Source organism: Alteromonas salexigens (genome assembly GCF_025628895.1).
Classification (GTDB): domain Bacteria; phylum Pseudomonadota; class Gammaproteobacteria; order Enterobacterales; family Alteromonadaceae; genus Alteromonas; species Alteromonas salexigens.
The window spans coordinates 451,202-471,377 of record NZ_JAOTJC010000008.1; the positions used below are offsets into that span (position 1 = coordinate 451,202).

Genomic DNA, 20,176 nt, shown 5'->3' on the forward strand with positions numbered 1-20,176 from the left:
TTAAACGTTATTTATAAGAAAAGTGTACTAAAAAGCAGAAATAGGGTTGCACAGGCTCAGGAATTCAGTATTATATGCGCCCGTTGCCAAGGCAAGGCAACAAACGGAAAGCGAAGGGTCGTTAGCTCAGTTGGTAGAGCAGTTGACTTTTAATCAATTGGTCGCTGGTTCGAATCCAGCACGACCCACCACTTTCGCCACGAAGGTGAATCGCATTTCCAAGTCTCTTGATGGGTCGTTAGCTCAGTTGGTAGAGCAGTTGACTTTTAATCAATTGGTCGCTGGTTCGAATCCAGCACGACCCACCATCAAGACACAAAGCTTCCTCTCTAAAGAAACTCAATCAAGCATTATTAGCCCGCGCAGGATTTGAACCAGCGAAGCGGTTCGACGTCCGAGCAACGCGAGGCGAACGCACTTCAGTGCGGCCCGAAGGGCAAGGCGCATAGCGCCGCAGTAATCCAGCACGACCCATCATCAAGACACCAAACCTTCCTCTCTAAAGAAACTCAATCACACACTCTATATATTTTTTCATTAGTTTATTGACGCTTACCAGACGCCATTTGGCAATATTAAACCGGAGCGTAAATAGCCGCGGACATCGAGCATCAAATATCAGCTTAAAATTAATCTAAACAATGGTTGAATTTGTCGCTCGCGCTACAACCTAAGAAGTATGAAATTTATATGACAGTCGGGTATAATCCCCGGCCTTGTCGTAACACACATGCAGGTTTACATCATGTCAGTAGCGTTTCGGGTGGATGAGATAGAGTATCCATTCCCAAGCAAACCAGAACCGTTGTCAGCAGCACGCAAAGCAGAGCTTAAGGCAGAGATCAAAGCCTTACTTAAAGCCCGTAATGCGGTAATGGTGGCGCACTATTATACCGACCCTGAAATTCAGGCGCTGGCCGAGGAAACCGGTGGCTGTGTGGCTGATTCGTTGGAAATGGCCCGCTTCGGGCGTGATGCTGAAGAGCAAATGCTAATCGTGGCCGGCGTGCGCTTCATGGGTGAGACGGCCAAAATTCTGAGCCCTGAAAAAACGGTACTTATGCCTACCCTTGAGGCCACCTGTTCCTTGGACCTGGGTTGCCCGGTTGAAGAGTTCAGTGCTTTCTGCGACCAGCACCCAGACCACACGGTGGTGGTGTATGCCAATACATCTGCCGCTGTTAAAGCCCGGGCAGACTGGGTCGTCACCTCCAGTATTGCATTGGAAATCGTTGAACACCTCGACGCTCAGGGTAAAAAAATCATCTGGGGGCCTGACCGTCACCTGGGTGCTTATATCTCCAAACAAACCGGCGCGGATATGCTGATGTGGCAGGGAGAGTGTATTGTCCACGATGAATTTTCTGCGCAGAAGCTGAAAGACATGAAAGCGGTGTATCCGGATGCAGCCATTCTGGTGCACCCAGAGTCGCCAGCCAGTGTGGTAGAGCTGGCCGACGCCGTGGGCTCAACCAGTCAGCTTATCAAAGCCTCGCAAACTATGAGTAACGATACGTTCATCGTGGCAACCGACCGCGGTATCTTTTACAAGATGCAGCAGCTGACGCCTGATAAGACGTTTATCGAAGCTCCTACTGGTGGCAATGGTGCAACCTGTAAAAGCTGCGCACACTGTCCCTGGATGGCTATGAATGGCCTTGAAGCCATCAAACAGTCACTAAGCGCAAGCAGCAGCGAAGGGCATGAGATCTTTGTGGATGACATGCTGCGTACAAAAGCGTTGATTCCGCTTGACCGTATGCTCGACTTCTCAGCGCAACTGAAGATGAAAGCAGTAGGTAACGCCTAATTTATCGACAGTTACACGCTTTTTACGCACTTTGTCTTGATTCAGCGCGCGAGTTTACCTACTATACGCGCGCTCTTCGCATTATTAACCGATAAGGTTGCGTGAGCGGACAAACCGGAGAGATGGCTGAGTGGCTGAAGGCGCACGCCTGGAAAGTGTGTATACGTTTATAGCGTATCGAGGGTTCGAATCCCTCTCTCTCCGCCAGATTATTTCAAAGCCCCGCAGAATGCGGGGTTTTGTCGTTTAAGACTTTAAGAAACTTGCTGGACAGTGTTTTTAACTCATCCCCACCTGTCGAAATTTTTCAACGCCCTTCGCTGAATACCCAAATATCGCAATACCTTTACGATGCTGTTATTTGTCAAAGCAAATAACTATTTTGCATCCAACGCCCCCGTTGGGGTTGGGTAGAGTACAGCCAACTCCCCCCAGCGCTAGCATCCTTACTTCTCATACATCGCACATCACCACTGTCGTGAGCTATCAGCATTAATTACAGTGGGCGGTTTAAATTTTGCACAATATTGGTTTTTTCAAAATGGCCAACTACACTCCTGATAGCCTCCGACCATCGTTGGGAAGCGGGGTTTACCAATAAGGAGGTTGCATGACGTATAAACTCATCTCGCTCATTTGTGGGCTATCAATGGCTGTTTTACTCAGTGGATGGGACTCTGCGAATGCAAAGCCTCTTTTCTCGTCATCTCAGAATTTAAACAGCACAAATCCAGATATCAGCGAGGCTGATATTGAATTTGAGGCGGTGATGGACAAAAGCTGGCAATTGGAGCTTGAGTTCAATCCAGAGAAGGCAACCTACCTGGGGATGGGCAATAGTGACTTACATAGTCAGTGGTACGATGGCTCTCCGCAGGGGTGGCAGCGGCAACTAGCCACGCAAAACGAAATACTCGCTCAACTTAACAAAATTGACTACGCCAACTTATCCAGTCAGAACAGAATCAACTATGATTTGTTAACGTGGCAACACGAAATGATGAAAAGGTACATTGAATCAGAGGCTTACCTTATGCCGATGAGTCAGAGGGGCGGAGTGCAAACTTTGGATGATTTTGCTAACTATATGCAACTTGATACTGTCGAGAATTATCAGCATTGGTTAAGCCGCCTTCAGCGTATTCCTGCTTTATTAGAACAAACCACAGAGACAATGAAATTAGGTATGCGAAAAGGGATGGTGCCACCTAAAGCCACCATGAATCGCATTCCGTCACAACTCGAAAGCTTACTTGCCGATGAACCCACTGAAAGTCGTTTCTATGCAAAATTCGAAACACTACCGGAGCATTTCAGTGATGATGAAACGAAACTCATTCAGCAACATGCCCGACATATTATTCGGGACAATGTGCTACCAGCTTATCGTCAGTTCCACAAATTTTTCGTAGAAGAATATTTACCTGCAAGCAGAGATACGGTGGGTTTAAGTCACTTACCTAATGGTGATGACCTTTACCAATTACATATTAGTTACTTTACAACCACTGATATGACCCCTGAAGATATACATCAGTTGGGTTTACAGGAAGTCGCTAAAAACAGAAAGGAGATGGATAAAATTATCAAAGAAGTCGCTTTCGAAGGTACTTTTGGTGAATTTATTAAGTTTTTACGAAGTGACCCTCAATTTTTCTACGACTCCCCCGAAGCGCTCTTTAACGCTTACCTGGCAACAAGTAAGCGTCTCGATCCTGAGATGACAAAATTATTCAGTAAGCTACCCCGCATGCCCTACGGCGTGAAGGCCATTCCGGATAATATCGCACCAGATACCACGACCGCTTACTATTCTCGACCTTCAGCCGATGGGCGCAGGGCCGGATACTATTATGTCAATTTGCATGAACCCCATACGCGTCCGAAATATGAGATAGAAGTGCTGAGCGTACACGAAGCAGTACCGGGCCATCACTTGCAGCTTGCATTGCAAATGGAACTTGGCGAGCTGCCATACTTCCGTCGTTATAATGGATTCACTGTTTTCATTGAGGGGTGGGGACTGTACAGCGAGCGTCTTGGTTACGATATGGGGCTTTATCAAGACCCTTACTCCCGGTTCGGCCAGCTTACTTATGATATGTGGCGATCAATTAGGTTAGTTGTTGATACGGGTATGCACGCCATGGGGTGGACCCGGCAGGAAGCTATTGACTACTTCTTGGCAAACGCCGCTAAAAGTGAAGAAGACATTATAAATGAAATAGATCGGTATATTTCTAATCCTGGCCAGGCGTTGGCGTATAAGATAGGCCAGCTGAAAATATTGGAGCTCCGTGAACGTGCCACTCAGACGCTGGGCGAAGAGTTCGATATCCGTAAGTTTCATGATGTGGTACTTGGCTCAGGCTCTATTCCACTACATGTTTTGGAGAAAAATGTTCAGCAATGGATCGATAGTCATAATTAAAATTGACGCTGAGGGCATGTTCAAGCTGGAAAAGCTTGCTTTTAAACGGCTTACACATCGCTGGCGTTACTCTGTGTGCAAAACCAGGGTGCGTTCGAAGGGGGGGCGCAGTTACGTGCTTCTCAACTTTTAAGAGAGCTTTTTGTTAACGCATGTCAATACCCTCGCCTCCCGGGCAACGCATATTACTGTCTATCTGTGTTACCTGCTGCTCGGTAACAACCAGCATTTTCTCGTCAGGAAACGCGTCTCGCCCCATTCGTAATAGCTCAAGTGCCTGCTCTTTACAGCCCTCCTGGGCAAGTACATGGGCGAAGTTGTTCAGATAGGCGGGGTGGTGCTGACCAGCGTGAAAGCCTTTTGCGAACCAGTCTATTGCCTGCTCGGGGTGAGTGGATAGATAATGGTTTCCTAACAGAAAATACGCCAGCCAGTCATCAGGCCAGTATGACGTGGCCGCTTCCAAAAACGGCAGCGCTTTGCTGGCTTGTCCGGTGGTTAACATATCGTAGGCGGCACTCACATAAGTAAAGGCATTTAAGTGCTCGCTGACTTTATTGTGGGGCAACGGCGCAAGCATCCAGTGATTTCCTCTGGCCCAGGTGCGCTCAAATACCGTTAGCGCCATGGTGTAATCAGGGGTTACGCCGGTATGTAGGGTTAGCGTTTCAGTGGATAAATCATACCCAATGACCACGGCATAGTGCCATTGCGGCAGCCATTCCACGGATAAGTTTTGCAACACTATGACCGGGATATCAGCACTGACAAGCTGCAGTAGCTTGTTCAGAGTACCTTGCTCGGTATAGGGCAGAAACCCAAACTGACGGGTGGCACTGACCATTTCTAATTGCAGACTGCCTTCCCGTTCCGGTATAAAAATGCGGGGTGCTATAGCCTCAGGAGCCACTGGATAGCCATGGTAGCCAAATACTTCCGACAGCGTGGTTGGGCCGCAATAATACTGTTGCTGGGCGGTAAACGGCACATGTTGGATATAATAAGCTGCTGGAATATCTGCAGGGGGCTGCTTAGTCAGGCGATCGGTCTGTGGTGTGGCCTGACACCCAGTCAGAATAAGAAAAAAGCCTGCCAACAGGCAGGCTTGATACGTCTTTTTGAGCATATCAGCTGTTTATCGGGCGAATAAACGAGTACACGTCAGTTACACCCAGTAAATCCAGCACAGCGATAATGGCAAATACAGTGATAATAGCGCCAACAACACCGCCGGCAGGCGCATCGTTAAGTTGTTCGTTAAGTTGATTGAGCTCGCTAGGGGTCATAGCGTTAATGCGGGCTATAGCGTGCTGTTTATCTACGCCGAGACTTATCAGTCTTTCCTGAACATCTTCCCGGTTGACCATAGTAACAAGTTGCTGCTTAGTAAACTGTTGGGTTTGCGCTTGCATGACCGACGCCGAGCTTATCGCTTCAGCGTGTGCTTGTCCTGACAGACAAACCAGCATGGTTAACAACGCAACTCCTGTGCTTGCTAATTTTCTCATTGTTATTTCCTCGAAATTATCATATCTGATTAACCTAGACGATGACGTACGTTACCGCTACTATTCTTACAGATGTACTGGCTATCCAGTTCAAAACACTCGCCTTTATGGTGAATTAGTACAACTAAGAGGGCGAAAGCAGTACACATGAGACTCTGACCTCCCACGTGATTTCTGGCAGCAGAAAAAATAACTCTGCCGGCTGCCTTGCAGTTTGGCCATATCACAGCTAATTTTATCAGAGTTTAAGTGTCTGAATACGTTGTTGAAACTATGATTGTTCAGCAAAAAAATACAGCGCCGGTTAAGAGCGCTGACAGTCGGGAAGTCGTTCAGCTTTTATATACCAGTACCGCCCGGGGAGAAATATCACCCGCTGTGGTCGACGATATCCTGGCTATCTCACGTCGTAATAATATCCTGCACGGGGTAACCGGTCTGCTGTTATATACTCAGGGTGCTTTTCTGCAGGTCCTGGAAGGGGCTGCCGAAGATGTAGAGCGCACGCTTGGAAAAATAAAAAAAGACCCGCGCCATTCCCACCTTCAGGTCTTACTTAAGCACGCTGTTAGTTCTCGTGATTTTAGCAACTGGGCCATGGCCTACCGAATGCTGGATGAGTCTGTGCAGGGTGGAAGTTCAGACTTTTTGGCTCCGTATTCGTCGCAAGATGAAATGAGTATTCCGGAAGGTCCTGCTAAACAATTGATGAGGCGCTTTCGCGACGTACACATGAGGTAACACTATGGACGAACAAACGGGAAAGATTCCCACCGGCATGTGGCGCCCAGTGCGGGAGCGTAAGCACAGGTTTCATGACGACCTGAATATAGGCATGTGCTTTTTAGTAGCGGGCATCATCGGCGTGACAGTCATTGCCGGCTGGCGGCTGCAAATACCTGCACTGGTACAAATCAATCAGCAATTCGTTCCCATGCAGTTTAACACCGCGCTGGCGTTTGTCGGCATCTGTATTGCCGGCGTAAGTCTGCAAATGGCACGATTCAAGCTGGCAACAAGCATCGCGGCATTCATCGGCGGACTGGCCGCGTTAACCCTCATACAATATATAGCCGGGGTTAATCTCAATATTGATGAGCTTTTTCAGTCTCATTCGATTGTCACCAATACTTCTCACCCCGGCAGAATGGCGCCCAATACAGCAGTGAGCTTTCTTGCGATTACGGTAGCGCTTATATCACTAAGCGCTAAACGTGTGCGGGGCAAGCGCGTTAATCTGGCTTCAGCCCTTATCAGTAGCACACTTGCACTGAGCCTGGTCTCTCTGGGCGGTTACATCTTTGATATTGAAGCCAGTTACAGCTGGGGTGGCCTTACGCATATGGCAGTGCATACAGCCCTGGGAATATTACTTTTTAGCATCGGGTTATTGGCATTGTTGCGGCAGAAAACTGCGTTATTAGATGCCCAGAAGTACCACCTTCCGGTGTTGGTGGGAGCCTTGTGTTTCAGCACCACACTGTTACTCACACATGTCATCAACAGTCACCAGCAGCAGAGCCTGGAGCGGGAGCGTGAGGCAAGCATCCGAAATATCAAAGCTGAAGCTTTACTGGCCTGGAAGGGGGACTTGCTGGCACTGTCGAGAAGTGTTTATCAGGATTTATTGTCTGACACGAGTACGCATATTGGGCAAACGGAGCTGGCGGGTATTGCTGATATGGTGATATTGGAAGCAGGCGGTGCTCCGCTGAAAGTGCTTGCCAGAACAAGGCGTCATGACGAACTGTTAACCCGTATCCCAGCTCAGTCGTTCCGTCTACTGGAAAACAGTAAAATTTCACGCATGCTCAACGTGCAGTATGCCAGCTTTAATGACAGTGCCGGGAGCCCTTTTCTTGCCATGCGCCTGCCGGTACCCGAAGCACTTGGGATCTCTCGCGGGCTCGTTATAGTGCTCAGCTACGACAAATGGGTGAGTGCTTATATCGACAACGCCTTAAACAATGAAGCACGGGCTCGAGCGCTAAGGCCGGGGCAGTCCGCCCGGGCAATGGAACACGTAATCGCATTGCCGTATTTATCGGTTGCGGTGGAATATCTTGAGGGACCGCTGGCAACACGGTCTAACCTCCCTCATGTGGTCTTTCTCAGCGGCATTATATTCAGTCTGGTGCTCGTGGCTCTGAGCTGGTATTTCCAGAAGGCCAGATACAAGTCGGCAGTGCTTAACAAAGAAATTGAAACCAGAAAGGCCATTGAGCAAGAACTAAAAAAATCAAACCTATCGATTTCACTGGCTTCTGACACTGCCTTACTGGGTATCTGGACGTGGAACAGGAGCACCGGTGCGCTTGAGTGGAACGAGCGTATGATTGAAATATACGAGGTACCTGAAGAAATCCGGGAAAGCGGTCTGTATTACGATTATTGGTATGAGTGCGTGCACCCCGAAGACCGCAGTGATGCAGCAGGCTCACTGAATTATGCCGTTGAGAACAACACTAAATGGACAACGGTTTTCAGACTGTTATTGCCGGGTGGGCGCATTAAATATGTTCAGGCCACAGCCACGCAAACCATAGATGAACAAACTGGCGAGGCCATTGTGGTGGGCGGTAATTTAGACATTACCAAAGAGCGTCAGCTTGTTCACGACCTTAAGGTGCAGACCGCGCTGGCCGAACAAAGCAGCGTGGCCAAAAGCCGGTTCCTTGCCAATATGAGTCATGAAATTCGCACCCCTATGAATGCCATATTGGGGATCGGTGAATTACTTCAGCAAACCCGGTTATCGGCAAAGCAAACCGAATACATGTCGCTGGTCATGAACTCAGCCAATCAGCTGCTGGACTTGCTCAACGATATTCTAGATTTATCGAAAATTGAAGCGGGACAGCTCAGTATTGAAACTGTGTGCTTTCCCATTGAAGAAGTGATTGGCAAAGCAGTGAAGTCACAGGCCAACCAGGCACATATGAAAGGGCTGGACTACTATTACTTTTTCTCTTCTGAACTGCCCAAATGGGTAGAGTCTGATCCTGTCAGGCTGGGGCAAATTGTCAATAATCTGGTTTCAAATGCGATTAAATTTACCGAACGCGGTGAAGTCAGTGTAGAGGTGCTTCACGGCGACGATCTGGAGTCCGGACAGGCCCTTTCTATTTGTATTCGGGTCTCTGATACCGGTATCGGCATGTCTCCCGCTTTTGTAGACAATCTTTTCAAACCTTTCAGCCAGGCCGACGACAGTACGACACGCCGCTATGGCGGGACGGGGTTGGGGCTGTCAATCATCAAACAGTTAGTGGCCTTGTTTGATGGAAAAATTGAGGTAGACAGTGAAATTGGCAAAGGTACCACTATCGAGGTGACCGTGCCCGTCCGTGAAGGCGAGCAGAAAAACGCGACTATCCCGGCGTCCAAAGATTACGAAAACTATTTACATAGTGACTTTGCCAAAGTAGCCAATCGACGAATTCTGGTAATAGAGGATCATGAGCGAAGCCGCAGGTGGCTGATAAAAATATTACATTCGTGGAATTGCAATGTGGCTTCCTGCGCCTCAGTTGAACACGCCGTATACGAGGTGCAGCGGGCCAAAGGCCGGGGTAAACCTTTTGATGCGGTCATTATCGACGATGACTTTAATAAAAGTAGCGCTAAGAGTGACCTCTATAAAGAAGCGCATAATAGCAATTTGCAGTTACTGTTTTTCCTCAGTACCAGACAGCTCGACACTAACCTGGAAGAAGTCCAGGCATTCAGTAATGCCACCTATCTGGTAAAGCCGATTAAACAGTCTGAGCTGTATAACGCCCTGGTAGCCTTATTTGAAGGTAATCCATCGGTAACCAATGGCAGCGCCATGAGTGGGTTAGGGCCAGCGAAAAAAGCCCTGAAGTTATTGTTAGTGGAAGATAACCAGGTGAACCAGTTACTGATACGGGAGTTACTGGAGAACCGCGGACACACGGTACAGATAGCGGAAAATGGCCGGGAAGGGGTGGAAGCAGTAAAAGCCAGCTACTTCGACGCGGTAATGATGGACGTACAGATGCCAGTGATGGATGGCGTGGATGCCACTGAAGCAATCAGACAACTGCCAGAACATAACGATGTATTTATTATCGGGCTAACGGCGAAAGCTTTTAAAGAAGATGAGCAGCAGTGTCTCGAAGCCGGCATGGATAAGTTTTTAACTAAACCCGTCGACCCTGAATTGTTGGTCAGGACGATTGAGCTGGGAGAGCGAATTCAGAAAGCGTCTGCTGTGAAGACACCGCCACAGGGATATCAACCGCTGGATACAGGTAAAAAAGTATTAGATGCATCTCGCGCGCTGATGTATTGCGGTGCCGATGCCGGGCTGTTGCATAAAGTACTGAGCCTTGCTTATCAGTACATACCTGAGGTAAATTCAGACATTGACACATTATATCAAGAGCAAAAGTGGCATCAGCTGGCACGACGTATCCACAAAGCGAAAGGCATGGTTACCACCTTTTGCCAGCCGACGTTTCAGCAGGAGCTCGAGTCAATCATCGAGCAACTGGATACTCATGCTGAAGCAGTTACCAGCAAAGCTATCGAGAGTGTAAAGAACGGCTTTGCGCAGCTACAATGCGAACTGGAAGAGGTGATTTCTGAAATGGACAGCGAACCTGCTCAATGAAAGTACTAATTGCTGAAGATGAACCTATTTCCCGCCTGCTCACCAGTGAAAAGCTGAAAAGCTGGGGGTATAACGTCATTGAGGTGGAAAACGGCAAGGAGGTCATTGAAACCATCGAGCGCCAGCCGGACATTCAGTTATGTATTCTTGACTGGGAAATGCCCGAGATAGATGGGTTGGAATTATGCAGCCGCCTGCGGGAGATTGACCGTTCCGGCAGCTTTTACATCATCATCCTTACCTCAAAACACAAAGCCTCCTTCATGATAGAAGCGCTCGACAAGGGCGCCGATGATTTCATTTCAAAGCCATTCGTCCCCGAGGAGTTACGGGTAAGGTTGCAGGTTGGTGCGCGTATCCTGAAAAAAGAAAACCAGCTTATCCATGCAGCTGAATCAGATCCGTTAACCGGTATTCTTAACCGCAAAGCGTTTTTGCTTGAACTGGATAAAATCTGGGCGTTAACCAAACGCCAGAAACAACCTTTTGCCATCCTCATGCTGGACATTGATCACTTCAAACAGATAAACGACAAGTTTGGGCACATAGCGGGCGATCAGGTGCTAAAGCAATTCTGCGAGCTGGTACAGCAACAGATCCGGCAGTACGATTGCTTTGCGCGTTACGGCGGCGAAGAATTTGTGTTGTTCCTGCCCGATACCGATGTGGATCAGTGCGAGCGAATTGCGGAGCGCATCCGTGCGACGACCGAATCGAACCTCTTTACCTACGACGGCGAACATGTCTCTATGACAGTCAGTATTGGAGCCAGTATTTACTACGAAAATTACTTGTCGGCTCAGGAAATGCTTAAAGCCGCGGATAAAGCCGCCTACGAGGCCAAGCAGGAAGGCCGTAATAAGGTCGTCCTGGCCACACTACCGTTCTGACTCTGAGTTACCTGTTTAGCCTGATATGAGGCGCCTTTAATCCATCTTTTATCCTCTCACTTCGCGGCAGTCTTGCTGTACCTGGCCCATAAAGTTTCACGCAAGCAGGGCAAAAAACTAAGTTCCATCAAAATTTGGCTATAATTCAACCTAAAGTCCAATACTTACACCCACGAAACGGAGTATATTTGAAGTGTAAGCACAGGGAATGAAAGCCATGGGACAATCAATACCACACGCAGCCTGCATTACGCCAAATCAGGTATATGAAACCAGCCGGCTGAATGCACTAAGACGCACTGGTTTATTAGACAGCCAGGCCGATCCGCGCCTTAACCATATTGCCCACTTAGCCACGGAAGTCTTTAATGTTCCAATAGCGTTATTTTCGCTGGTCGATCAGAGCCGCCAATGGTTCAAAGCGAAGGTGGGGTTAGAAATCAGCGACACTGTGCGCGAATATTCTTTTTGCGCCCATGCCATCGCCCAGGATGATATTTTTGAAATTCCGGATGCCCGCAAGGATGTCAGGTTTAAAGATAATCCGCTGGTCACTTCCTCGCCAAACATATGCTTTTATGCCGGTGCTCAGGTCTATGGTCAGGATCGTTTGCCTCTCGGTACCTTGTGTATTATTGACACCGCGCCGCGACAACTGAATAGGCAGGAGCGCGCGGTATTACAGTCATTAGCGTCACTGATAACTACGATTATTCAGCCAGGCAGTGAAAAGGAAACAGACGCAGCAAACGACGAGCACCGCATGATGCTTAGCCCCGGCAAGTTTCTTTCCCGGGTTCATACATTGCTTGAGAACGAAAATAAGAACGACCTGGGGCTGGGTATTGTGCAGTTAAAAGGGCTGCGCCGCTTACGCAAAACCCGGGGGTTTGATTTCTGCGAACGCGCCTGCAAGGAAACCTTCGTTGTTTTAAACCGTCTGGCTCCCATTACGTTAGCGATTACCCGGGTAGGCTTCGACCGTTTCTGTCTGGTCGCAAGAAATTACGCCAGTATGGCGGATACCCGTTTGAACGAGCAGAAGCTGGAAGCGGCACTTCATCGGCCACTTATTATCGATGGCACGGAAATAGATATTCAGCCGCATTTGTTATGGACCAAATCTCTGGACGGCATCAACAACACGCAGCATGTGATGGCGTTAATCAGTGAGTTAACAGAAACATCCGGTAACTACGCAGCCAAGCAGCGGCTGGTTATTTATGGTCGTGAAATCCTTGATGATCTGATCCGTCAGGAAGCGGTGAGAAAAGCGCTGCCAGTAGCACTGGAGACGCAGCAGGTATTCTTCGAGTTTCAACCTAAGATTGACGCGATAAGCATGGAAACCGCAGGTTTCGAAGCGCTCATGCGCTGGCACCATCCGGAAATTGGACGGATAGCACCCAACAAAATTGTGGAGGCCAGCGAAGATTTAGGCATAGAGCAACAGCTTTTCAAATACACGCTCGAACGGGTACTGGAACAAGTCGCCAGCTGGAAGCGGCAACACATTCTGCAAAACCTCACCGTGTCGATTAATGTGTCTGCAAAAGAGCTGTCATCCCCTTTATTTCCCCGTCTCGTTGAACGTTTACTGGCTGAATATGACGTCGCGGGGCATTACATTGAGTTTGAATTGTTAGAAAGCGGAATAATTAAGAACCTGGCGCGTTGTGTTGACAATATTCTTGAAGCTAAAGCGTTGGGGGTATCGTTTTCTATCGATGACTTCGGTACCGGCTTTTCCAGCCTGAGCTATTTGCACCAAATTCCCGCCGATACCCTGAAAATTGATAAGTCGTTCATCGATCGCCTGGATACCGATAAAACCAGTAACGCCCTGGTCAGCACCATTATTACATTAGGCCAGGCCACCGGCATGAAAACCGTAGCCGAAGGCGTTGAAACACAGGCACAGGCAGATAGGGTGAAAGCGATGCACTGCGATTACATTCAGGGTTATCATTTCGACCGACCGATGAGCGCAAACCACATTACCCGTCAGTTACGTGATGGAAAGAACTATCACGATCACTGATAACCTGGCACTCATCACTGCTGACACAGGCATCTCAATGTAAACCCGCCCCGGTCAGGCTAGACGTTGACCCGGGCAGGGGCACGGTGGTAAGCAAGACGTATCTGTGCCCACTAACAAATACCACCAAAGCTAATCCGCAAACCAAGCCGGCGAGTACCAATCTCACTAATGATTAGCAAAGAGTGAAAGTGACCATGAAACTAATGAAGCTGGGGCAACCCGAAGACGGCCTGAAGGGCATATCCGCTGCCGAGGCAGAGACGCCTGCCGCGCCTCAAGCCGGTGAAATTAAAGTCCGCCTGTATGCAAGTTCACTGAATTATCATGATTACGGCGTGGCCAGCGGGGCCATGCGCTCAGTGCCGGGTCGTATTCCAATGTCTGATGGCGCAGGTGTCGTAGAAGCAGTAGGCGAGGGCGTTACTGATTTTGCGCCCGGCGATCATGCGGTATCGCTGTTTTTCCCTGACTGGCAGGATGGCCCGCCGGCCGTGGCCGACTTCAGTCGCACTCCCGGTGATGGTATCGACGGCTACGCCCGGGAATATGTGGTGACGCCGGCAAGCTGGTTTACTAAAGCACCACGAGGGTGGACCCATGAAGAGGCTGCGACTATCACTACAGCCGGGTTAACCGCCTGGCGGGCGCTGGTGGTAGAAGCGCAGATAAAACCCGGCGATAAGGTCTTATTACTGGGGACGGGCGGGGTGTCAGTGTACGCGCTGCAAATAGCAAAAGGCTGTGGTGCCCAGGTCGCTATTACGTCATCGTCAGATGACAAACTGAAAAAGGCTATTGAGCTGGGGGCAGACTTTACAGTTAACTACAAATCCGATGAAAAATGGGGCGAAACCGTGCAGGCGTGGGCCGGCGGTACGGGGGTCGATCATGTCGTTGAAGTCGGTGGCCCGGCAACACTGGCCAACAGCATTGATGCCTGTCGCATCGGCGGCAATATCGTGCTGATAGGTGTGCTTACGGGGTTTCAGGGTGACATCCCCACGGCGAAACTAATGAGTAAGCAAATTCGCCTGACCGGCATCATCGTGGGCAGTCACCGCCACCAACAGGAATTTGTACGAGGCCTGGAAACGATGAATGTGAAGCCTGTCATCGATAAAACGTTTCCGCTCCGGCAGTTGGCAGAGGCGTTTGAGTATGAAGCCTCCGGACAGCATTTTGGTAAAATCTGTATCGCCATCTAAGTAGTCGTTGAAAAGCGTGCGGCGCATTGCGCTTGCCTGCTGACAGGAATGCGGTGTAGCCTCATACTACGCGATATCGCAAGGACCCTGACATATGACCGTATTGACGCTGCTACGACCCACCTGTTTAGCGCTGGTAACATTGATTACTGCCTGTGCAACCACGCCGCAAACCTCCCGCTGGCAACCGATACCCGTCACGCTGGTGGAGAATGAGGGAGAGTATCATCTGCAGCGTGAAGGTGAGCGCTATTTTATAAAAGGGGCCGGGGGTACTTCACAATTATCGCTGCTGGCCGCCAGCGGTGCCAACTCAGTGCGCACCTGGAGTGCCGATGACGCTGAGCGTATTCTCAACACGGCTCACCAACACGGCCTAACCGTTATGCTGGGCCTGAGCTTGGGTAAGGAGCGCCACGGCTTCGATTATGACAATCAGGCGGCGGTAGACGCGCAATTTGAACGGGTACGTAAAACGGTACAACGGTTCAAAAGCCATCCCGCACTGCTGGCATGGGGAGTGGGGAATGAACTTGATTTGTTCTATACCAACACCGCAGTATGGGATGCCGTGCAACGTATTGCGGCCATGATCCAGCAAGAGGATCCGCATCATTTAGTCACTACCGTTACGGCGGGAATCGATGCACAAAAGGCTGCGCTGATTGCCGAAAAGGTTCCGGCTATCGACTTTCTGAGTATTAACATGTACGGCGGACTCGAGGAGTTACCCGCGAAACTGGCAGACATAGGCTACACTGGCCCGTTCGTGGTCACCGAATGGGGGCCGACCGGGCACTGGGAAGTCGAGAAAACCCCGTGGGGGGCACCCATAGAGCAGACCAGTACTGAAAAAGCAGCCAGTTACCAATTCAGGTACGAACAGGGTATTGCAGCGGCACGCGGTCAGTCGCTGGGTTCTTATGCGTTCCTGTGGGGGCAAAAGCAGGAAACAACGCCTACCTGGTACGGCGTGTTTACTGAAGCAGGACAACCGAATGAAGTAGTCGACACCCTGTCTTATGTGTGGACCGGTAACTGGCCCACCGTCCGCGCCCCCTCCGTGAGTGAATTTACCGTCAACGGTCAGTCAGCACATGAGGGGCCGGTGCTGGGAGAAAGTGAAACAGCAACTGCCAGGGTTGTCTTTACGGCTAACAGCAGTGAGCCGGCCAGCGTTCGCTGGGAAATCTTGCCAGAAAGCACCGATATAAAAGCGGGCGGCGATCCGGAATCCCGGCCACAGGCCGTTACCGGCCGGATAATAAACGATGACCGGGCAGGGATGATGGAGTTTGCCGCGCCAGCGAAGGCTGGCGCCTACCGGTTATTTGTGTACATTGAAAATCGCGCCGGGAAAGTGGCGACGGCCAATGTGCCATTTTTAGTGAAGTGAATACCGCTGCGGTGTACTTTGCCTTTCAGCCGTTCTGGCCTACGCTCTAAGGGATACTTTTCGCTGGAGTGCGGTAATGAGCGTGGCTCAGATCATGACTTCCCGGGTGGTGAGCGTCAGCATGGACGATAGCCTCGCCACTCTTCAAGAGCTGTTTCACACTACCGGTTTTCATCATTTAATTGTGGTGGAGCAACACGAAATCAGAGGCATTATCTCGGATAGGGATCTGCTGAAAGCCATCAGTCCGTTTATCGGCACGTATAATGAACGCGACAAAGATCGGGCGACGCTGTCACGCAAAGCACACCAAATTATGACCCGCAAGGTACTTACCGTGCGACCGGAAGACACTATTGTGTCAGCCATACGGGCATTTAATCAGCACAAAATTTCTTGTCTGCCGGTGGTAGATGCGCACCAGCGACCCGTCGGGATCATTTCCTGGCGCGACATCCTTCGTTATGCAGAAGACCTGGTCAATCTAAGGAAGCGGCAGTAGTTGCGCAACAGCGAGAGTTCTTGTTACGCGTCTGCCGCAAAGCTGGTCAGCGCGTCGCCATCGAGACGATAACCTACCCACTCACTTTTCGGCTTAGCGCCAAGTGACTCGTAGAAGTCGATAGCCGGGGTGTTCCAGTCAAGCACACTCCACTCAAACCGGCCACAGTTTTTGGCCACCGCTTGCCCGGCGAGATGCTTCAGTAGTGCTTTACCCAGCCCTTTACCGCGAAACTCCGGTGAGACATAGAGATCTTCCAGGTACAGCCCATTGCGTCCCTGCCAGGTCGAGTAATTATAAAAATACACTGCGAATCCCGAAGGCTTGCCCTGATATTCGCCTATAACACAGTGTGCCGTAGCGTCATCTGAAAATAATGTTTGTGACAAATCGGTCTCTGTGGATTCCACTTCGTGTTCAGCTTTTTCGTAAATGGCGAGTTCGGTGATAAAAGCCAGGATCTGCGAACAATCGTCTACGGTGGCCGGGCGGATATGAAAAGCACTGCTCATGAATAACTCCAGTTTATTAGGACTGGCTTAGGATAGCATTTGCCTGATAAAAAAACTGACCGGCAATTGCCGGTCAGTGAATGTCAGGGTTGTGGGGGAGGAGAAACCAGGTGGGTTTCTTCTTCGCGGGGGCGCCGTATCCTGCTCATCAGCCAGCGGAAGGGCAGGCCAAGGTCAATCAGAATGAGATAGAAGCAGGGCACCAGAATAAGTGTGACCAGTGTGGCGTACAGCACCGCAAATCCCAGTGCCACGGCCATGGGTATAACGAAGGCCGCCTGCAGACTGGTTTCAAACATAATCGGCAATACTCCGGCAAAGGTAGTTATTGAGGTAAGCGTAATGGCTCTGAAACGGGCCCGGCCTGCCTCAGATACCGCCTCTCTCAGCGCATACCCCTGGGCACGGCGTTGATTAACAAAGTCCGTCATCACCAGCGAGTCGTTGATGACTACCCCCGCGGCGGCTATGAGGCCAAACGTGGACATCATGCTTAAGTCCAGTCCCATCAGGAAGTGGCCCCAGATCGCGCCTGTCAGGCTGAACGGGATCACCGACATGATGATAAGTGGCTGCCCATAACTTTTCAGCGGCACCGCCAGCAGTATGTAAACCATGATCATGGCGGCGACAAAGAACAGCAACTGCTCGTTTTGCTGTGCTTGCTGCTCTTCGATATCGCCGCCCAGTTCTGTCATAACCGCAGGGTAACTTACTTTTAGCTGCGGCAGCAGCTTTTCATCAATTTGTGCCACCACCTCGTTAGGCTCTACCGTTTCCTCATCGATACTGCCCCAGACATAGACGCTACGATACCCACCTTCCCGGCGGATATAGCTGATCCCCGGTTGCTCTTTAAGCTGCACCACATCACCAAGCATAACTTCACGGCCAGCCGGCGTGGTAATAACAGTATATTTCAGGTCAGCAAACCGTTCCCGGGTCAGCTCAGGGTAGCGCACCATGACTTTGACTTCTTCGCCGTCCCGGATCACCCGCTGCGCCTCGCCGCCGTAAAAGCCTGCACCAACCTGCCTGGCAATGTCAGACAACGTCAGCCGCAGATCGTAGGCCACGGGGCGAAGCGTCATCTGCAGTTCTTTACTGGCAGGGTCAATCGTCGAACTGATATCGTGCAGTCCCGGTTGCTGTTGCAACATATCGATGAATTTCAGTCCTGCTGCATTGAGGGTGGCTATATCAGAACCAAACAGCATATACCCGAATTCTCCGCCTTCCCGGCCGCCGTTAACATCATCCTGTACAATAAACGACTTCATGCCGGGAATTTCCGGTATCGCTTCGCGCCAGCGGCGGGCCAGCTCAAAGGTATCGAACGGGCGCTCATCTTCATGGACCAGCGGTATCACCAGACGCCCCTCGGTGCGCCCCTGATTAAACGCCAGCAGATCCCGCACCATGCCCTGACCATGTTCACGCTCAATGTCCCGTTCAACCTGCATGACGGTATCTTCGATAATTTGCAGTGCGCGAATAGTGGCCTGGTCAGACACATTCTCATTCATTTCTATATTGATGCTGGGGAAGTCATGGGGCACTTTAGGATTGGGCACCATACGCACGTAATTGGCGCTAATCAGACCCCAGCTCAGCATGAGCATGGCAACAAACAGCGCCAGTACCAGCCAGCGCCACTCCAGCGCTTTTTCCACCGTGCGTTTATATGGCCCGTTAATCATACCCTGATAACCACGATTGAACCTGGCACGCCAGCTGTTTTCCTTAACCGGTGAGAAACGGGTATGGGCGATATGTGCCGGTAATATCAGCTTTGATTCAATGAGCGAGAAGAACAGACACAGGATCACTACCACGGCAATGTTGTAGAAAAACGCACCATCAGGCCCACTACTGAGGGTGAATGGGGCAAATACGGCGATGGTGGTGAGTACGCCGAACGTTGCCGGGGTCGCCACGCGCTTGGCACCGCGGATGACGTTGTCCACGCCGCCGCCTTTGCTTTCTATTTCGGTGTACGCACTTTCACCGATGACGATGGCATCGTCTACCACAATCCCCAGCACCATAATGAATGCGAACAGTGAGAGAATATTAATGCTGATGCCGAACAGGGGCATTAGCATAACTGCCCCTAAGAAGCAGATAGGTAACCCCAGCATTACCCAGAACGCCAGCCGGAACCGTAAAAACAGCGTGAGCATCAGGGCGACCAGAATCGAGCCCTGAAAGAGGTTACTCAGCATCATGTTGAGGCGAGCATCCAGGTAATACGTCATATCCACCAGCACTTCGAGACTCACGCCTTTGGGCAGTGTCTGATTCTTTTGCTCAATGTAGGCTTTTACCGTATCGGCGACCGGAATAATGTTCTGGTGTCGGGTAGCATTCACGCCTATAAACAGGGCATTTTTGCCGCTGTATCGGAAATACCGTTCGCCCTCAGTGAACCCGTCGCGGATGGTGGCCACATCTGCCAGCAACACCCGGGCACCGTTATCACCTACTTTTACCGGGATCGAAGCAAACTCGTCACCGTTGTAATACTGATTTTCGACCCGTACCGAGATAATGCCGGCATCGGTGCGTAACTGGCCGGCGGAAATGTTGGCAGAATAGGCGCTAATGGCAGTCGTCACATCGTTGATAGTGAGCTGATAACGCCTCAACATATCGGGCTTTATCTCAACGGCAATTTCATCGTCGGGCGCCACCACCCGAACCAGCGAGATATTGCCCAGTTGCAGCAATTCATCCTCGACTTCTTTGGCCAGCGCCTTTAGCTCATCCAGCGGAACGTCGCCCACCAACGGCATTTCAATTACCTGTTGGCGAAACTCATCCTGCGAAATGTTTACCGGCTCCATGCCGGCAGGGAAAGTGGCGATACCGTCTACCCGCAATTTCACCTTATCCAGAACATCGGTCAGCTCTTCGCCCTGATCAATTTCCAGGCTCACCCGCCCGGAATTGCGATAGGCGCGGGAGATGACTTTCTTTATCTCGGTCACATCCTTCAGCGATTCTTCGATTTTTATCAGGATGCTTTCTTCAATTTCCTGTGGCGAGGCGCCCGGGTACTGGGCAGAAATATTGATGTAGTTAAGCTCAATATTGGGAAACATCTGCCGCTGGATTGTCATGTAGCCGGCAATACCCATTATTATGATGAACACCATCAGCAGGTTGGAGGCCACGGAGTTGCGGGTAAACCAGGCAATTAATCCTGTTTGCGTATCGTATTTGTCGGTCATAGTGAGATT

The 20,176-nt window shown here is 50.3% G+C and carries 13 protein-coding genes, 3 tRNA genes and 1 other RNA gene; 13 read left to right on the plus strand and 4 right to left on the minus strand.

Annotated features, from left to right (window positions below; all coding sequences use genetic code 11):
- The first annotated feature begins 115 nt into the window (after positions 1–115).
- From OCL06_RS11525 to OCL06_RS11550, 6 genes are all read left to right on the plus strand, one after another.
- A tRNA-Lys gene (locus OCL06_RS11525) sits at positions 116–191 on the plus strand.
- Between the two features lie 41 nt (positions 192–232).
- Positions 233–308: transfer RNA gene (locus OCL06_RS11530), tRNA-Lys, on the plus strand.
- Between the two features lie 38 nt (positions 309–346).
- Positions 347–477, plus strand: a non-coding RNA gene (locus tag OCL06_RS11535) — RtT sRNA.
- A 268-nt stretch (positions 478–745) separates the two neighbouring features.
- A complete protein-coding gene (gene nadA, locus OCL06_RS11540) occupies positions 746–1,810 on the plus strand; it encodes a quinolinate synthase NadA (RefSeq protein WP_262994665.1) in 1,065 nt (354 codons plus the stop codon).
- A 116-nt stretch (positions 1,811–1,926) separates the two neighbouring features.
- Positions 1,927–2,017: transfer RNA gene (locus tag OCL06_RS11545), tRNA-Ser, on the plus strand.
- Positions 2,018–2,420: 403 nt separating this feature from the next.
- Positions 2,421–4,241 (plus strand): DUF885 domain-containing protein, encoded by a 1,821-nt coding sequence (locus OCL06_RS11550; protein WP_262994667.1) that lies wholly within the window; start codon positions 2,421–2,423, stop codon positions 4,239–4,241.
- Positions 4,242–4,386: 145 nt separating this feature from the next.
- Here the strand turns inward: OCL06_RS11550 and OCL06_RS11555 are convergent, their stop codons facing one another.
- On the minus strand, positions 4,387–5,367 hold the full coding sequence (locus OCL06_RS11555) for a PA2778 family cysteine peptidase (RefSeq protein ID WP_262994669.1): 981 nt from the start codon (positions 5,365–5,367) through the stop codon (positions 4,387–4,389).
- 1 nt (position 5,368) lies between these two features.
- A complete protein-coding gene (locus OCL06_RS11560) occupies positions 5,369–5,749 on the minus strand; it encodes a PA2779 family protein (protein WP_262994671.1) in 381 nt (126 codons plus the stop codon).
- 249 nt (positions 5,750–5,998) lie between these two features.
- On the opposite strand from OCL06_RS11560, the gene OCL06_RS11565 reads away from it, so the two are divergent.
- From OCL06_RS11565 to OCL06_RS11595, 7 genes are all read left to right on the plus strand, one after another.
- Positions 5,999–6,490 (plus strand): BLUF domain-containing protein, encoded by a 492-nt coding sequence (locus tag OCL06_RS11565; RefSeq protein ID WP_262994673.1) that lies wholly within the window; start codon positions 5,999–6,001, stop codon positions 6,488–6,490.
- Positions 6,491–6,494: 4 nt separating this feature from the next.
- A complete protein-coding gene (locus OCL06_RS11570) occupies positions 6,495–10,385 on the plus strand; it encodes a response regulator (RefSeq protein WP_262994675.1) in 3,891 nt (1,296 codons plus the stop codon).
- Positions 10,382–11,275, plus strand: a complete 894-nt coding sequence (locus tag OCL06_RS11575) for a GGDEF domain-containing response regulator (RefSeq protein ID WP_262994677.1) — start codon at positions 10,382–10,384, stop codon at positions 11,273–11,275. Before OCL06_RS11570 ends, OCL06_RS11575 begins: the two co-directional genes overlap by 4 nt.
- A 217-nt stretch (positions 11,276–11,492) precedes the next feature.
- Complete coding sequence (locus OCL06_RS11580) at positions 11,493–13,316, plus strand: sensor domain-containing phosphodiesterase (RefSeq protein WP_262994679.1); 1,824 nt, start codon at positions 11,493–11,495, stop codon at positions 13,314–13,316.
- A gap of 197 nt (positions 13,317–13,513) precedes the next feature.
- Positions 13,514–14,524 (plus strand): zinc-dependent alcohol dehydrogenase family protein, encoded by a 1,011-nt coding sequence (locus OCL06_RS11585; protein ID WP_262994881.1) that lies wholly within the window; start codon positions 13,514–13,516, stop codon positions 14,522–14,524.
- A 94-nt stretch (positions 14,525–14,618) separates the two neighbouring features.
- Entirely contained in the window at positions 14,619–15,920 is a 1,302-nt protein-coding gene (locus OCL06_RS11590) for a glycoside hydrolase family 2 TIM barrel-domain containing protein (RefSeq protein ID WP_262994681.1), read from the plus strand.
- A gap of 76 nt (positions 15,921–15,996) precedes the next feature.
- On the plus strand, positions 15,997–16,422 hold the full coding sequence (locus tag OCL06_RS11595) for a CBS domain-containing protein (RefSeq protein WP_262994683.1): 426 nt from the start codon (positions 15,997–15,999) through the stop codon (positions 16,420–16,422).
- Between the two features lie 23 nt (positions 16,423–16,445).
- Here OCL06_RS11595 and OCL06_RS11600 read toward each other — a convergent pair whose 3' ends face one another.
- A complete protein-coding gene (locus tag OCL06_RS11600; protein WP_262994685.1) occupies positions 16,446–16,934 on the minus strand; it encodes a GNAT family N-acetyltransferase in 489 nt (162 codons plus the stop codon).
- Between the two features lie 83 nt (positions 16,935–17,017).
- Positions 17,018–20,167: an efflux RND transporter permease subunit gene (locus OCL06_RS11605; protein ID WP_262994687.1), complete on the minus strand. Its 3,150-nt coding sequence runs from the start codon at positions 20,165–20,167 to the stop codon at positions 17,018–17,020.
- Positions 20,168–20,176: the final 9 nt, after the last annotated feature.

Coding starts and splice junctions, on each gene's coding strand:
- OCL06_RS11600 (WP_262994685.1), bottom strand. CDS start 16,934: ATGAGCAGTGCTTTTCATATCCGCCCGGCCACCGTAGACGATTGTTCG.
- OCL06_RS11595 (WP_262994683.1), top strand. CDS start 15,997: ATGAGCGTGGCTCAGATCATGACTTCCCGGGTGGTGAGCGTCAGCATG.
- OCL06_RS11580 (WP_262994679.1), top strand. CDS start 11,493: ATGGGACAATCAATACCACACGCAGCCTGCATTACGCCAAATCAGGTA.
- OCL06_RS11585 (WP_262994881.1), top strand. CDS start 13,514: ATGAAACTAATGAAGCTGGGGCAACCCGAAGACGGCCTGAAGGGCATA.
- OCL06_RS11575 (WP_262994677.1), top strand. CDS start 10,382: ATGAAAGTACTAATTGCTGAAGATGAACCTATTTCCCGCCTGCTCACC.
- OCL06_RS11590 (WP_262994681.1), top strand. CDS start 14,619: ATGACCGTATTGACGCTGCTACGACCCACCTGTTTAGCGCTGGTAACA.
- OCL06_RS11605 (WP_262994687.1), bottom strand. CDS start 20,167: ATGACCGACAAATACGATACGCAAACAGGATTAATTGCCTGGTTTACC.
- OCL06_RS11570 (WP_262994675.1), top strand. CDS start 6,495: ATGGACGAACAAACGGGAAAGATTCCCACCGGCATGTGGCGCCCAGTG.
- OCL06_RS11550 (WP_262994667.1), top strand. CDS start 2,421: ATGACGTATAAACTCATCTCGCTCATTTGTGGGCTATCAATGGCTGTT.
- nadA (WP_262994665.1), top strand. CDS start 746: ATGTCAGTAGCGTTTCGGGTGGATGAGATAGAGTATCCATTCCCAAGC.
- OCL06_RS11560 (WP_262994671.1), bottom strand. CDS start 5,749: ATGAGAAAATTAGCAAGCACAGGAGTTGCGTTGTTAACCATGCTGGTT.
- OCL06_RS11555 (WP_262994669.1), bottom strand. CDS start 5,367: ATGCTCAAAAAGACGTATCAAGCCTGCCTGTTGGCAGGCTTTTTTCTT.